Source organism: Bombella saccharophila, assembly GCF_026385475.1.
Lineage (GTDB): Bacteria > Pseudomonadota > Alphaproteobacteria > Acetobacterales > Acetobacteraceae > Bombella > Bombella saccharophila.
In genome coordinates, this window is sequence record NZ_JANIDW010000003.1 from 1 (window position 1) to 15,395 (window position 15,395).

At 52.1% G+C, this 15,395-nt stretch carries 10 protein-coding genes and 1 other RNA gene; 6 read left to right on the forward strand and 5 right to left on the reverse strand.

Annotated elements, in window-relative coordinates:
- Positions 1 to 242: 242 nt before the first annotated feature.
- From cas9 to NQF64_RS06110, 3 genes are all read right to left on the reverse strand, one after another.
- On the reverse strand, positions 243 to 3,401 hold the full coding sequence (gene cas9 / locus NQF64_RS06100) for a type II CRISPR RNA-guided endonuclease Cas9 (protein ID WP_266106833.1): 3,159 nt from the start codon (positions 3,399 to 3,401) through the stop codon (positions 243 to 245).
- Between the two features lie 180 nt (positions 3,402 to 3,581).
- Positions 3,582 to 4,520 (reverse strand): N-acetylmuramoyl-L-alanine amidase-like domain-containing protein, encoded by a 939-nt coding sequence (locus NQF64_RS06105; RefSeq protein WP_266106834.1) that lies wholly within the window; start codon positions 4,518 to 4,520, stop codon positions 3,582 to 3,584.
- Positions 4,513 to 5,532: an MBL fold metallo-hydrolase gene (locus NQF64_RS06110; protein WP_266106835.1), complete on the reverse strand. Its 1,020-nt coding sequence runs from the start codon at positions 5,530 to 5,532 to the stop codon at positions 4,513 to 4,515. Before NQF64_RS06110 ends, NQF64_RS06105 begins: the two co-directional genes overlap by 8 nt.
- Before the next feature lie 154 nt (positions 5,533 to 5,686).
- Here NQF64_RS06110 and NQF64_RS06115 point away from each other — a divergent pair, with 154 nt between their 5' ends.
- Complete coding sequence (locus tag NQF64_RS06115; RefSeq protein WP_407651825.1) at positions 5,687 to 6,187, forward strand: DUF3465 domain-containing protein; 501 nt, start codon at positions 5,687 to 5,689, stop codon at positions 6,185 to 6,187.
- Positions 6,188 to 6,216: 29 nt separating this feature from the next.
- Here the strand turns inward: NQF64_RS06115 and clpA are convergent, their stop codons facing one another.
- On the reverse strand, positions 6,217 to 8,553 hold the full coding sequence (gene clpA / locus NQF64_RS06120; RefSeq protein ID WP_266106836.1) for an ATP-dependent Clp protease ATP-binding subunit ClpA: 2,337 nt from the start codon (positions 8,551 to 8,553) through the stop codon (positions 6,217 to 6,219).
- A 95-nt stretch (positions 8,554 to 8,648) separates the two neighbouring features.
- Positions 8,649 to 8,996 carry an ATP-dependent Clp protease adapter ClpS gene (clpS, locus tag NQF64_RS06125; protein ID WP_180794236.1) on the reverse strand — a complete coding sequence of 116 codons (348 nt, stop codon included), beginning with the start codon at positions 8,994 to 8,996 and terminating at the stop codon, positions 8,649 to 8,651.
- A gap of 357 nt (positions 8,997 to 9,353) precedes the next feature.
- On the opposite strand from clpS, the gene NQF64_RS06130 reads away from it, so the two are divergent.
- The 5 genes from NQF64_RS06130 to NQF64_RS06150 all read left to right on the forward strand — a co-directional run bounded on the left by NQF64_RS06130 (position 9,354) and on the right by NQF64_RS06150 (position 15,381).
- Positions 9,354 to 10,349 carry a D-alanyl-D-alanine carboxypeptidase family protein gene (locus NQF64_RS06130; protein ID WP_099027020.1) on the forward strand — a complete coding sequence of 332 codons (996 nt, stop codon included), beginning with the start codon at positions 9,354 to 9,356 and terminating at the stop codon, positions 10,347 to 10,349.
- A gap of 79 nt (positions 10,350 to 10,428) precedes the next feature.
- Entirely contained in the window at positions 10,429 to 11,229 is an 801-nt protein-coding gene (gene map / locus NQF64_RS06135; RefSeq protein WP_099027019.1) for a type I methionyl aminopeptidase, read from the forward strand.
- Positions 11,230 to 11,244: 15 nt separating this feature from the next.
- Complete coding sequence (gene ggt / locus NQF64_RS06140; protein WP_266106837.1) at positions 11,245 to 13,068, forward strand: gamma-glutamyltransferase; 1,824 nt, start codon at positions 11,245 to 11,247, stop codon at positions 13,066 to 13,068.
- Between the two features lie 43 nt (positions 13,069 to 13,111).
- An RNA gene (gene ffs / locus NQF64_RS06145) (signal recognition particle sRNA small type) lies at positions 13,112 to 13,208 on the forward strand.
- A gap of 97 nt (positions 13,209 to 13,305) precedes the next feature.
- Positions 13,306 to 15,381, forward strand: a complete 2,076-nt coding sequence (locus NQF64_RS06150; protein ID WP_266106838.1) for a DNA polymerase III subunit gamma/tau — start codon at positions 13,306 to 13,308, stop codon at positions 15,379 to 15,381.
- Positions 15,382 to 15,395 lie beyond the last annotated feature (14 nt).

A 15,395-nucleotide genomic window follows, 5' to 3' on the forward strand; every position in this document is an offset into this window, starting at 1 on the left:
AAGTCCTGTTTCTTCATAAAATTTATTATGATAAAGTTAACGTCCCTGAATGGTGATGGCTCTGTCAGCCGTGGCTTCCCTGCCGATTTGCTAGGGGTTGCTTTGCTATATGATTCTATTTTGGGAATATACGTGCCCTAACGTGGGATATTGTATGTTGATTTTAAAAGGAAAGGCGTTACGGGCTGTATCGTTTTATTGTACGGGACTGTGTTTTTAATATGATGCGGTGAGTGTCGATTTTAATCATAATGAGTGTGGGGTGGGGAGGGACATATTAACCCGTGCCACGTTCGGGTTTCCTGTCTGATGAGCGACAATTCCCCGAAGCGATTGATAGAAAATTTTTGAAACAGGTCTAGTGTTTTTATGCCGATCCCCTTGTGTAATTGGGCCGTATTATTGGGGTCAGCCAAGGCTATGGAAGCGGTAGCGCGATTACTCCCCGCAAAATAGCCTTCCATGATGGTTCCGTTTTTGATGAGACGAATGTAACTACGAGGGTAAAGACTAAAATGAAATTGCGCTCTCTCGTCCATGATGGGCCATTGTTCTTCCGGTTTATTGGCTAGGATAGCTCTATTAGGAGGAGAAGGCCATCTGGCTGGATTCATGACATGGTGGCGATAAATAGGCACCATAAACCATTCCTTTTTGCCGCTTTTGCCGTGCATTGTAAAAACATCCACGCGTACCATATCGCCCCGATCTGCCATCCCTCCTCGGACGGGGACGGCAGGCCTTCTATTGGTCATGAGCCGTACTTTACGTACGAGATGGCCTTCATGCGCTACGGTGCAGGGAGTGCGCGGGGGGTTGTTGGTGGGTTTACCCGCTTTGATCCAACGATATAAGGCGTGGATAAGCTCGCTGTTACGCTCAGGGTCTTTAATTTTAGTAAGGTCTGTTATTTTTAGAGAGTCGATGGCTTTACGCTCATAAATGACAGGGCGTGTTTCCTCTATACGTATTTGACGGATGGTAGCGCCGTGCCCTTCGCCGCGTGCGCGACGGCGCTCAGGGCGAGCGACTAATAATGCCGCATATTTTTTGCGTAATTCATCTTGGAAACCTATCCATGGTGGGGGAATGTTGCGTAGGAGACGGGGACGTCCAATTTGTTCATTATATTGAAAAGATTTTGTCAGTTTCTGGAGTTCGCGCTCGCTCACAGCGGCAACGACGGTAGCATCTAGCGCATGATGGCGGCTGTCTGGGATACGGCGCCCATCAATTTTTTTGAGGGACTCAATATCCCAAGCATTACGTAAGGCTGCGGTAAGTGCCCCGGGGCGGGTAAAGACGCGCCGCGTGCCTCCTTTTTCGGCCCTTTGTCCAACCGGGTAGAAAATATGAGCCGCCTCTGCAATGAGGCGTGCTGCGTAACGTGTGTCGTTAAGATTACGCCGGCGGAAACGCTTTTCAGTTTCGTGATTTCCTTTGAGCAAGAAGTTACGTTTTTTAATGCCTTTTGTATTCTTGCGTCCCTCCACAATAGTGGAAAATTGCTCCCACGCGGCTGGTCCCTTTGTCGTGTATATCCACTCATAAGGTGTTCGATTTTTCTTATCTTGGTTCGCTTTTGTGAAGCAAAGAGCCCTATTATTATAACTGCTATCGCCAAAGCGTGACCAAGGAAGAATATGATCAATTTGGATCATATTGCTCTCATCAAGGAGTAGGTAAGGCGCAATTGGCTCATTAGTATAGCAGCACCGGCCGTCTTGTTCCTTCCATAAGCGATAGCGGAGCAATATATCGTCTGAGACATCCTCAAGGGATAATAAGGCACGAGCTTCTGTGCGTTCTTTTTCGCGTTGTTTTGTCCTTGCTTCAATGTTGCGTTCAATCAGGCGGCGTTTTTCTAGGCTATTGCCGACATCCCGGGCAAGTTCAATGCAAATGCACCCAGGGAGCCCCCAGCGGTTGCGCATAGCCCAGAGTTGTTTCATCCCCTCACTAATGGCTTTTTTCGCAATAGGGTTTGTGATGTCCTGGCGGAGGTCATCCATAAGGGCTTTAAATTTGGCTTTTGTGTTTACAATTTCACGGCCGTGGAATTTAGATGCAGCGTGATTATAACCGACAGCTTCGCATGCTTTATCGTAAGTGAGTCCCTGCTGAAGATAAGGAATCAGTTTCCGGGCGGCTTTATCTGAAAGAGAGGATGCCCCTTTAAATTTGGCGAATTTATTGGCAGAAAGAGCTTGTAGAATAAGGCTATAAGCCTGCGAGGGGAGGCCAAGCTTTGCGAGTTTCTTAGCGATTGTGTCTGTTAGTTCGTGGAAACTAATAATCCAAGCGGTTTGATCAAGCAGCTCAGGATGTGGGTGGAGTTGCCACCATAATGTATCTCCTAAGACAGATCGAAACGTGGCTGTGCCCGGAAAACTCTCCCCTGTGCGGCTTGTGATGTCTCGTTTTTCCTGCCCCAATGGGATAGTGGTAAAGCGGTGGTGGTCATGTAACTGGAGGAGATGGCGCAGTTTGTCGCCTGTTAGTTTCCGTGTCTTACTGGCTGTTAGATAAATCTGCTGTAATTCATCTGGGGTGAGAGGATATTCGTCTATTCCATCTGTAATGCGTAAATTTACTAAGCGGCAGAGAAGGCGAAATTGCTCAAATGAGGGAGAAAAGCGGGATGAGCGTTTTTCCCCCGGTTCAAAAGGACAAAATTCTACGAAACTACCACTATCTTGCATGGGCCGTTGATGGAAAGCAATGGCAGTAAAAGCACGCTCAATCGTGGGGGTAGCCACGAGGCTGCCAAGGCGGCGTTGTGTGTTGAAGAGGATTCTTGTTTCTTGTTGTAAGGCCTTGCGGCTCATAGTCCGGTCAAATTGGCCTTCCCGGTTACGGCGCCTTTGGCTATAGGCGGGGTCCCGCGCAAACATCTCTCCAATTGTGCGATATTGGGATGCTCGCTCCTCGGTAGCTGTAAGAGCTGAGAGCATTTTATGATCATGAGTTGATGTTGTTTTGGGCACCCGTTTGGCAGAGGATTTGAAGCCCCGCCGTTTTGCAATGTGGCCTAATGCGGTAGCGAATTCCTGGGGTGTGAGAAGGCGGTCAAGCCCTTGGGCCCGCATTTCCCATGGGTCGGCCCCTATTTGACGGAAAGCCTCAGGATGGGGATGGTCGAGCAGGTGATACATTGCAAATAGATGGCGAATTTTTGCCATACGATGGCGACGTCGCCTGACGACGCGGCGGAGCAGACGATTATTCCGCCTAATGTGGTTGGTAGGGGTGCGGTCTTTATCGGTTTCGGGGACGTTAAAGCACCAGCTGCCCAGTGCTTCGATTTGTTGGGCCCCTTCTGTTTGATTGATGACAGCCCATCCACAGGAGCCAATGCCAATGTCAAGGCCAAATATATGCGATTCTTTGATACATGTCATGCGATGTTTATTTGCACATCTATTGACATATTTCAGTATAATTCTTTAGAAGCTATGTAAGCAAATCGGTCGGGAAGCCACGGTAACATGGTTTTCCATGTGAAGGATTACCTCTCCCTATTCATAAAGGGAGAGGGATTCCCCTTTCATTTAGGTGTAATAAAAATTTAATATTTTTGTTTAGAGGATAGGGCGGTAGATGAGTATGCCGCGTCTTTCCTTGAGGTAGGTTGTAAGCGGTGTATCTACGACATAACGATGTTCTGGCAATGATGAAGCATTGCGGAAGAGAAGTTCATGCCCGTGCCAAATGGCTAACCCGATATGAAAGACGTCTAAGCCCGGTAAGGGGCTGTAAATACCGATAACATCGCCATTTTTTATGCGTCCCTTTACATTATTATGCCGTAAGTCCTCTAATAATGGGCCTGTGGGCAGGTAAGTGATGAGTCGTTTTTTTAAGGGAATCCCGGGTAAATAGCGATCCATTGATGGTGTCGTGCTGGGGGATGGTACGGATGATGATGGGATTTTAAGATTAAGTGTTTTGAGGATGCGTTGCGCATAGGGGAAATGGGGACCAAGATCGCGGCATAGCACGGGTGTGCCATGTAGCCAGTCGCTAAAGAAGTGCCGGCGTTCGGTAAAAGCGACATGGTAATGGCGGTAGCGTGTGGCGATGAGGGCGTGGATGAATTGCTCTACGGTGAGGCTACGACTAGCGGCAAGAATGATTTCTACAAAGGTCATGCAATTTACCCCTCGCCATGAGAGGATGAGTTCCTCTTGCGTTGTGGCGGAGCCAATAAGTGGCTGGGCGAGATAGGGCGTCCCTTTCATAAATTGGGACATAAGGACGATGCGCTCTTGGCGGGAGCGATGAGGGGCTATGGCAATTAATTGGCTGAGCTGCTGGCGTGTGGAATCAGATAATGCCTCAAGAGGGGGCGCATCGGAGGGTAATTTATGGTGTGTGGGGGCAACCTTGTGATGGGGATGGGGGGCTAAAGGGTGTCTTCTAGCATAAGTGGGACGATAAAGGCCGAGCCCCCCCATGCCGATACCGGCAAGGAAGGCCCGTCTTTTTAACGTGTGGTTGTGAGAATGACCTTTAGACAAGGTAGCGTGCGCTTTGTTCAGCCATAAGAAAGTGGACGCCTATATCATTACCATCCTGGAGGTCACGATAGATCTGGCGTGTGGGGCATTCCCCGTCATGGAACGTTTCTTTGACATGGGAAATAATGACGCGTAACCCACGGATGTGATGACGTCCCCCGCATATATGGCCAAGCTCGCGTAGGCTCGTAAGGAGGTCTTTAGGGCGCAGCTGGCCACAAAGTGCATCATCTGGGTGGGTGTCGGGATATGTTACGCCAATAATGATCGTATTGAGCGTGTTATTTTGTACCAGAGGGGCAACAGCTTCCCACAAATTATGAAGATTTTGTGGGCCGTCTGGCTGGTCTGCCTGTGTATCTCCGAAATAGAGGATGGCACTACCTTTTTGTTGAATTAGAAAGGCCGTGGAGGTCGTACTCGCATGGCTGAGGGGCCATGCTGTGATATTCATGGTCGTATCTTGTAGTGTGTGTGACTGACCTGGCTCCATATTATGGTAGGTGTATTTCCCAATACGCGGCTTTGGCCCTTTATCACCCATGGCACCCCAAACACGGTTATTGAAGAGGTTCTCAGCTAAAATAGCGTTAGTTTGGGAGAGCGCATAAAGGGGCTTTGGTGTATCCTCTGGTGAAGTTAGGACGAGCCCTGCGACATGGTCGAGATGGGCATGGCTGATCAAATAAGCCCGTATAGTTTGTTTGAGGACATGCCCAGCCCGGCTGAGGGTGGAGTTGGGCATAATGGGGATGTCATTGAGGGCTCCTACTGCCTCTGCGCGTTTAAGGCCGTGGCCTAATGTCCCAGCATCGCAGAGGACAGCCTCATTGGTACCGAGGGGGCGGATGAGATAGGAGGATAGATTTCCATCAGCAACGCCACTGCGGACCCCCAGTGCGATGACCTCAAAATGAGGATGAGCATCTGTGAAGGTAACAGGGGTACTTGTCGCGTTGGTGCGGGGTGTTTGTAACCGATCACGAAGTGTTTTTAAGTGGCGTAAGGGCATGGTTCTTTCCTTCCTATGAGCAGGGGGGGGAGGTTCCTATCTGTTATGTCCCACTGCTTGTCTTGCTGGGATGTTTCCAGTCCAGTAATGACGAGGCTTACCCACGATACTCTTGCCTTGCTCATGGGGGAAGGGGGAACGGAAAGGAGAGATTATGCGTTTTTCATGTTCGCGCTTAGTAAAGGCAGGATTATTAGGATTTGTAGTGAGCATAATGGGGGGGGCTGTTCCGGCCCTGGCGGAGTCTTCTATGCCAGCGCAATGCGATAATACGCGTTTTGTGCAAGATCAGGCCCATTATGCGCAACAATTTGCTCATCGGCATGTGCCTTATGGGCAGCATTTAGACCTGCCAGAGCATATTTGCGGGATGGTTGTGCATGTGTACCGTGCTCAACAAAGCCGGAGCGGCCGGCATGGTTATTTTCTGATGTCTGTAGCGGGAGGAACAACACCTATCCGCATTGTCTCAAATCTTGATGAAATGCGCGCCCCAGCATGGCCTTGGGTTAAGGTTGGAGATCAGGTCGAGGTCCAAGGACGGTATTATTATGATGGGCCAAACCGCCAAGGTGTGGATTGGACACATCATGGGACAAGCCGCCAATGGCCATGGCCTGGCTTTGTGAGTGTAAATGGCCAGCGTTACCAATAAGACCTAATACCCCGGCAGGTTTGGGATGCCTAGGCCGGGGTAAGGGTCTTTGTTGTTTTGACCTTTTTGGTCTTACGTGGTGGGGGCGTGATTGTAGCAGAGGAGAGGGTGAAGGTGAGCTCACCCTCTCGGGCCCCGATTTTGACATTCCCGCCATTGGTCAACTTGCCAAAGAGAAGTTCCTCCGCCAGTGGTTTTTTGATCTTATCCTGTATTAGGCGGCTCAGAGGGCGTGCCCCATTGATGCGGTCGTAGCCATGCTCAGCAAGCCATGCTTTTGCAGCAGAGGTGAGGTGGAGCGTAACATGTTTGGCAGCCAACATGGTGCTGAGCTGTTGTACAAATTTCTCCACCACATGGGCGACAATGGCAGGGGTGAGCGGGGCAAAGGGGATGATCGCATCCAACCGATTGCGGAACTCAGGTGAGAAAAGCCGTTTTATGGCGTCTTCATCATCACCAGTGCGGGCGGTGCGGGCAAAGCCGATGGCTTCTTTAGAGAGATCGCTTGCTCCTGCATTGCTGGTCATGATGAGGATAACATTACGGAAATCGACCGTCTTGCCAGAATTATCGGTCAATTTCCCGTGGTCCATAACTTGTAAGAGGAGATTAAAGAGGTCTGGATGGGTCTTTTCAATTTCATCAAGGAGCAAGACAGCATGAGGGGTCTGGTCTATGGCGCTGGTTAATAACCCCCCTTGCTCAAAACCAACATAACCGGGCGGGGTGCCAATAAGCCGGGAGATCGAATGGGCCTCCATATATTCCGACATGTCGAAACGGATCAGCTTAATATCAAGCGATTTGGCTAATTGCCGTGCGGCTTCTGTTTTGCCAACCCCCGTTGGGCCGGAGAAAAGGTAACTCCCGATGGTTTTTTCCGAATCGCGCAACCCTGCACGAGATAGCATAACCGCTGAGGAGAGAGCCTCCAAAGCGGCGTCTTGCCCATAAACAGCGCGGCGTAGATCCTCTGGTAAATGGCGCAACGCGGTGCGGTCATCTGTGGAGAGATGACGGGGGGGAATATGGGCGATGTGGGCAATTGTGGTTTCAATATCCTTTACCCCGACTGTGCGGCGTTTGCGGCTATTGGGGAGTAAGCGGCACGCCGCCCCGGCTTCATCGAGGACATCAATCGCTTTGTCGGGGAGCTTGCGGTCATGGATATATCGCGCTGAGAGCGTTACGGCACTGCGAATGGCAGAATCGGTAAAGCGGATATCATGATGGTCCTCATAACGGTCTTTTAACCCGCGGAGGATGCGGATCGTATCGGCCTGAGAGGGCTCAGCAATATCAATCTTTTGGAAACGCCGGGTAAGGGCGTGGTCTTTCTCAAAATGCTGGCGATATTCTTGGTAAGTGGTGGACCCAATGCAATGCAACTTCCCCGCTGCTAAGGCAGGCTTAAGGAGGTTGGAAGCATCCATAGAGCCATTTGTGGTAGAGCCCGCCCCAACAAGCATATGGATTTCATCGATGAAGAGCAGATTATGGGGATTTTCTTCCAATTCATTGATGATGGCTTTGAGGCGCTCTTCAAAATCACCGCGATAGCGTGTTCCGGCGAGTAAGGCCCCAAGGTCTAGGCTATAGAGGCGCGCTTCAGCGAGGATGGCAGGCACTTGCCCGCGAATGATCCTTTGTGCCAACCCCTCGGCAATGGCTGTTTTGCCTACGCCTGGCTCTCCAACAAGGAGGGGGTTGTTTTTGGTACGACGGCACAGAATCTGGATAACGCGGTTTACCTCTTCTTCCCGGCCAATTAGGGGGTCAATGCGGTTATGATAGGCGCGTTCATTAAGGTCGGTGCAGTATGTTTGTAGGGCTTCTTTGGTTTCACTCTCAGTAGATGCTTCTGAGGAGGCTGTATTATTTTTGCGCGATTGGCGTCCTTTTTTATCGGCCTGGCCCCCTTGTTGTGAGGGGGGGAGGTCATCGCGTTGTATTGCGCGGATGGCATCGAGCCGGGTAAGGCCTTGCTGTTGGAGGAAGAAAATAGCGTGGCTTTCTTTCTCTGCAAACATGGCTACCAAGACGTGCCCGCCTGTCATAACAGGTTGGCCCGCATTTTGAATATAAACCGCTGCGCGCTGGATAACACGTTGAAATGCTGTCGTCGGTTGTGGTGCGTCCTCTAGGTCCGGTCGGACTACAGTACGTTGCTCGCTTAGGAGAAAACGCTCCAAAGCCTGACGCAGATGGTTTAGGTCAGTGTGACAGGCTGTGAAGATCGCTGCTGCATCATAATCATCACAAAGGGCGAGGAGGAGATGCTCTAATGTGATGAATTCATGGTGATTCTGTCCGGCTATGATGAGGGCGCGCTGAAGCGTCTGTTCAAGTGTGGTAGACAACATAATGCGCTCCTTGTGACACAAAATAATGTCAGAATGATGAAAACAGCGGTACAAAAAATCATCTCATAGTGCTCGTTTTTAAGGTGGATATTTGGTCAGGCTTTCTCAAGAGTGCATTGTAGGGGATGTTGGTTTTGTTGTGCGAGGTCCATAACCTGCCCTACCTTAGTTTCCGCAATTTCATAGGTAAAAATACCGCAAACCCCACTACCGCGGTTGTGAACCTCTAACATAATGCTGTGGGCTTCATCGGGCGATTTGGCAAAGAAACGCTCCAGAATAAAAACGACAAAATCCATAGGGGTATAGTCGTCATTAAGGAGCAGAACTTTATACATAGACGGGTAGGAGATGTCCGTTTTCTGGCTGGTAAGTGTCTCTTCTTTTACAGCACAGATCGGCGCGTCTAGGACAGTAGAGCCCTCTGGCTGACGAGCCGTCATTCCGTATGGCCTGCGCTGCATGGGGAAGTCTCCTGGCATTGAGTAAAGACACAAAGTCATGCTGACCATTCTATCAGGAAAAAGTTGGAATCCTATGGTGGAGACAATGAGAGAATAGAGAGATGTTCGTGTCTTTTCGATTCGATACTATATGCTGTTTGCTGGGCATTTTGAGAGTCCAGCATGATCATTTCTTACAGAAATATAACAAAGATGTGATGAAGTAAGGTTAATTATTAATGATTTATCCAATAATTGTTGCTTCTGTAGAAATTATCTAGACAGGGCGCGTAAGAAGATTTTAAAATCTGCCATATTTCGTATGCCTTCGTTTTAGCCTGAGGATAGTGTGTTTTAATGCGTCCGTTCTTTCGCCGTACCGTATTGTCTTTTGCCGTGGGCTTGGTAACGCTTGTTGGTACAGCGCGGGCTCAGTTTGCTGGTCATGTCTCTTCTATCGTGCTGAATGCACGGACAGGGGCTGTCCTCTCTGAAGATGATGCGGATTTGGAGCGGTATCCCGCCTCTTTGACGAAGATGATGACATTGTACCTCACCTTCCAAGCGTTGGAGCGCGGGACAATTACGCTGGATGACGAGATGCCCGTCTCCATCCATGCCTCTGTACAGGCTCCTTCTAAATTAGGGCTGAGGCCGGGCACACATCTGACGGTGGAGCAAGCGATTCTCGCATTAGTGACAAAGTCCGCTAATGATGCGGCCTGTGTGCTGGGTGAGTATCTAGGTGGTGGGGATGAAACACGCTTTGCTGCGCATATGACCTTCCAAGCACGCCGTTTGGGGATGGCTCATACGACATTCCGCAATGCGTCTGGCTTGCCAGACCCCGACCAAGTGACGACAGCGCGGGATTTGGGGGTTCTAGCGCGGTCTTTATTGCGGGATTATCCGCAATATTATCATTATTTCGGGGTGCGGCAATTTGCCTTCCGTCGTCATATGATCCCAAATCATGACCCTCTGTTGGATGTGTATCAGGGGGCTGACGGCTTTAAGACAGGCTATACCGAGCTTGCTGGCCATAATCTTGTAAGCTCTGCTCAGCAGGGAGAGACGCGCTTAATCGCTGTTGAGATGGGGGCGCCAAGCAACGCCAGCCGTAATGAGACTATGATTTCTTTGCTGGATGATGGTTTTACGAAGGTCGGGCAAGCGCCATTGCCGCTTATTAAAAAGCCGGGTGCTTATGCTGTGGCGTGGCGTGGGGAACATCGCGCTGTGCGGGTAAAGCATATGCATCGCAATGTTATGTTGGTGAGCTATCGTGCTCATGGGGCACCGCGTGGTTTGCGTCATTCTTGGGCATCGCGGCGTGGGCACCATCGTTCCTGATCCTATTGTAGATTACAGAGAGCAGTAGATAGGGGTGCGTGCGTAGGACGCCTTTTCAGTATAAGGACTATCAAACGGTATGGCTTCTCAAGATGGGCGTAATATCCAGCATTATACGGCAGAGGATTTTAAGCACCTCAAAGCGGCAGGGCAGCTAGCTGCGGCAACGCTGGATATGATTACCGAGCATGTCCGCCCCGGTATTACAACGGGTGAGTTGGATAAAATCATCCATGATTATACGTTAGCTCATGGGGCCACACCGGCTCCTTTGAATTATCATGGCTTTCCTAAATCATGCTGTATTTCGCTGAACCATGTTGTCTGCCATGGCATCCCCGGTGAGCGGCGTTTGCAGGAAGGTGATGTACTTAATATTGATGTCACTTCCATCTTAAACGGGTGGTATGGTGATACGTCGCGCATGTATGTGGTGGGCAAGCCCCCGCGCAAAGCAGAAAAATTGATCGACCTGACCTATCAAGCCCTTATGCTGGGGATAGAGCAGGTCCGCCCCGGTGCAACGCTAGGGGATATTGGTTATGCCATTCAAAGCTTTGCGGAGAAGCATCGCCTTGGTGTCGTGCGGGATTTTTGTGGGCATGGCATTGGGCGTAGTTTCCATGAAGCCCCGAGTGTTCTCCATTACGGGCGGCCCGGTCAGGGCACGGTTTTGGAGGCAGGTATGGTCTTTACCATTGAGCCTATGTTGAATCTCGGTAAGCCGGATGTGAAAGTCCTCGCTGATGAATGGACAGCTGTGACGCGGGATCGCTCTTTATCCGCTCAATTTGAGCATCAGCTTGGCGTGACAGAAGATGGGTACGAGATTTTTACCCTCTCACCGCGTGGTTACACAAAGCCGCCTTACGCTGTTTAAGGGGGTAGAGGGGGTATGATGGCGTGGCGTAAGAGAGCAATGCGGCTGGTTATCGGGGCATTGTGCGTTGGTATGGTGCCTTTTTGCCAAGCAGAGCCGCTTAGTGCCGACCATGACCCCCTTGCTTATGGGCCAGATACAACCCGCCCCGGCCTTTTGGTTAGAGGGGAGCGGGGGATGGTGGTCTCCGCTCAGCATTTAGCCTCAGAGGCAGGAGCGCGTATTTTGCGTGAAGGCGGTAATGCGGCAGATGCGGCGGTGGCTGTTGGTTATGCGTTAGCCGTCGTTTATCCCGCAGCGGGAAATCTGGGTGGGGGTGGGTTTATGACCCTTCGCCCCCCGCATGGCCCAGCTGTGTTTATCGACTTCCGCGAACATGCCCCTTTGCGGGCACAGCCTGATATGTATGTAGATGCTGCAGGGCATGTGAAGCCGGGCCTCTCTACCATTGGTTGGCAAGCTGTAGCGGTACCGGGGACGGTTGCCGGGCTGGAGGCTGTGCGTAAACGCTGGGGGCGGTTAAGCCGTGCGCAGGATATGGCCCCAGCCATTGCTCTCGCACGAGATGGCTTTGTGCTGGAGGAAGGCGATGTAGAGCTTTTGCATACATCGACAGATTATTTCCGCCAAGATGAGTATGCGCGCGGTATTTTCCTTCGCCCTGATGGGTCAGAGCTCGCTGTAGGGGACCGGCTTATCCAGCCCGGTTTAGCGCGCTCTTTAGCGTTAATTGCTCAACAAGGTGACCGCGCATTTTATCACGGACCGATTGCGGCGGAGATTTTGCGTGTGGCTCGCTTAGGGGGTGGCTTGCTTACAGAGGCGGACTTCCACGCCTATAAGCCGCGTTTTATGGAGCCCATACGGTGTGCTTATCGGGGCTATCAGATTGAGACTGCCCCGCCCCCAAGTGGGGGTGGTGTTGCGCTATGTGAGATTCTGAACATCCTCTCTGGCTATAATATGACCCAGCTGGGGTTACATAGCGCGCAAGCTGTGCGTTACGAGATTGAGGCGATGCGCCATGCTTATTCTGACAGGCGTGACCTTGGCGACCCCGCTTTTGTGCAAAATCCGGTCTCTTATTTAACAGACCCCGCCTATGCGGCACAGATTCGCGCAGCTTTACCAGCGCATCATGCTATTGCGTCCGATGCTTTGTTTGTCGGTCAGCCCGGCCCTAGCCATGTGGCCCATGCTGGGGCGGAGCCAGCGGAGGAGAAGCATGAGACAACGCATTTCTCCACTATTGACGCCCAAGGTATGGCGGTCTCCACAACCTATACGCTCAATGGTTGGTTTGGGGCTGGCGTTATGGGCGGGCGGACCGGCATTTGGATGAATGATGAGATGGATGATTTTTCCATCAAGCCTGGTGAGCCGAATATGTTTGGCCTTGTTGGGTCTGCGGCTAATGCGATTGCCCCGGGTAAGACGCCTCTTTCCTCCATGTCGCCTACGATTATTAGCCGTGAGGGCAAGGTGGTTATGGTCACTGGTAGCCCCGGCGGGTCGCGTATTCCGACCATTGTGCTTTCAAGCTTATTGGGGGTGGTGGATTACGGGTTGGATTTAGCCCAGGCGGTTGATCTCCCACGCCTGCATGAGCAATGGAAGCCAGATAGTGTGGAGATGGAGAGCGGCGCGCTTAGCCCCGAGGTGCAAAAGACGTTGGAGCATATGGGGTATCATTTCATCGCGCATCGCCCATGGGGGATTACGGAGGCAATTTTGGTAGGTGGGCCACGTTTGGGTATGCAGCCTTCTGCTAAGGCGATCGGGCCGTTTTATGGGGTGGCGGACCCGCGCCATCCCGGTGGTGGGGCTGTCGCTCCGTAAAGGGCTTGCCATCCCCCCCACCTTTCATGCTAGAAGCCGCGTGGGGGATCGGCCCTGGGCGGTTGACTTGCGAACCCGGTCAGGCCCGGAAGGGAGCAGCCGTAGTGAGATCGTATCGGGTCGGGTGTCCGGTCTTCCACCTGTTAGGCTTTGGAGGTACAAAGTCTGCGGGCTTAGAGAAATGCCCTCCGCGTGGTCTTTTCCAGAACATGAGAGCTGTGGGAGGCCAGAACAGCCGTGACGGATGATGATGCTTTGCCCCTTCCCCCGGAAGAAGGTGGTGCAGGCTTTTTTGGTGATGCTGCCCCGCTAGAGGCTGCTCCCTCGGCAGGGGAGGGTACGCCTTATCGTGTTTTAGCGCGTAAATATCGCCCCCAAACATTTGATGACCTCATTGGCCAAGAGAGTTTAGTCCGTATTTTACGACGGGCTTTTGCTGTGGGGCGTGTGGCACATGCCTTTATGCTGACAGGGGTGCGCGGTGTGGGTAAGACCACAACCGCTCGGATTATTGCTCGCGCGCTTAATTGTATCGGGCCAGATGGTAAAGGCGGCCCAACAGCGGAGCCATGCGGAGTTTGCCCTAATTGTAAGGCTATTTTGGCGGACCGTCACCCCGATGTGCTGGAGATGGACGCAGCCTCTCGCACAGGTGTGGATGATGTGCGCGAGATTATTGAGGCCTCTCGCTTCCGCCCCATGCAAGCGCGGATGAAGGTCTTTGTTATTGACGAAGTGCATATGCTCTCGCGCAATGCGTTTAACGCGTTGCTTAAAACGCTAGAGGAACCTCCCGCGCAGGTAACGTTCATTTTCGCTACGACAGAATTGCGGAAGGTTCCTGTCACGGTCTTATCGCGCTGTCAGCGTTTTGACCTCCAACGTGTACCGCAAGCTATGTTGGCTGAGCATTTTGCGCGCATTGCCCAAAAAGAAGGGGCAACGCTGGAGGAAGGGGCTTTATCGCTCATCGCGCGTGCAGCTGACGGTTCGGTGCGTGATGGGTTGTCATTGCTTGACCAAGCGATTGCCCAAGGGGCGTCCGATACTGCTGCGGTAGCGGATATGCTTGGTCTAGCAGACCGTGGCTTGGTGTTCGACCTCTTAGAGGCGGCTTTACGTGGGCAGGTGGCTGAGGTCCTCACCATGGCAGAGCAAGCCTATGCCCGGGGGGCAGACCTTGGCGTGTTGCTGACCGATGTGCTGGATGTGCTGCATCTGCTCTCGCGCCTTAAGGCCCTGCCTAGCCTGCGCGAAGGGAACGAGCTGCCAGAGATGGAGCGTGTTCGTGGTGGGGTGATTATTGAGCATGTCGGGGCGAGCGTTTTAGGTCGTGCATGGCAATTAGTGCTGAAAGGTCTGGCAGAGGTCGATATGGCCCCCGACCGCCGCCAAGCGGCTGAGATGGTTTTGATTCGCCTCTGCCACGCAAGTTTACTGCCAACCCCTGCACATTTGGTGCGTCAGTTGCAGGAGGTTCCCGCAGCAGAGCTTCATAAAACAGCGGGAGGAGCGCACCCAAACGGGCCATCTGGTGGGGCGTCACCTCGTGGGGCGGCAGGGCCAGCGGAGCATATGGGGCAACAGCAGCCCCCAAGCCGTGCCGCGGCAACGCCTTCTTCTACAGCGTCTTATCAGGGGCAGAATGTACCTTCTGGCCCCGTAGTGCGGGGGAGTGCGATGGCGCAGCCACAGTCTGCTATGGAGGCAGAGGCGCAAACCAGCCCCGCCCCGCAGCCTTTGCGCTTAGCAACCGAGAATGGGAGCCCCGTTGCTGCACCAATCATGCCACAACCGACCTTAGGTGAGGCGGAAGGGAGTATTCCCCCCATGCCGCGTAGCTGGCGGGAAATGGTGGCGTTGGTAGGCCAGCAAAAAGAGGCGCATCTTCATGGTGTGTTGCGTCATTTGGGGCATTTGGTAGAGTTTGCCCCGCCCCGCGTTGTGTTGCGCATTGCTGATGAGGATAAGGAGCGTAAAAGGCAGGCTTTTCGGACGCTTATCGCGCTGTTAGAGCGGCTTTATCCCGGCCGGTGGGAGGTTCTGCCCTCCGAGGCGGCGGGGGAGCCGACATTAGATGAGCAGGGGGCGGAGATTATTGCTTTGCATAAGGATAAAGCAAAGCAACATCCGCTTGTTAAAGCGATTTTACAGCGTTTTCCCAAAGCAGAAATTGGCGAGGTGCGGGATCATACGTTGGATGATTATGGCCTCCCACCAGAGATGATTGTTCCATTAGGGGAGGATGTCCCCCCTGGTTTTGAGTTCGCCCCACCGGATGCCGATTATGCCAATGAGGATGAGTTTGAATAAGCAGCCCTTTTTTG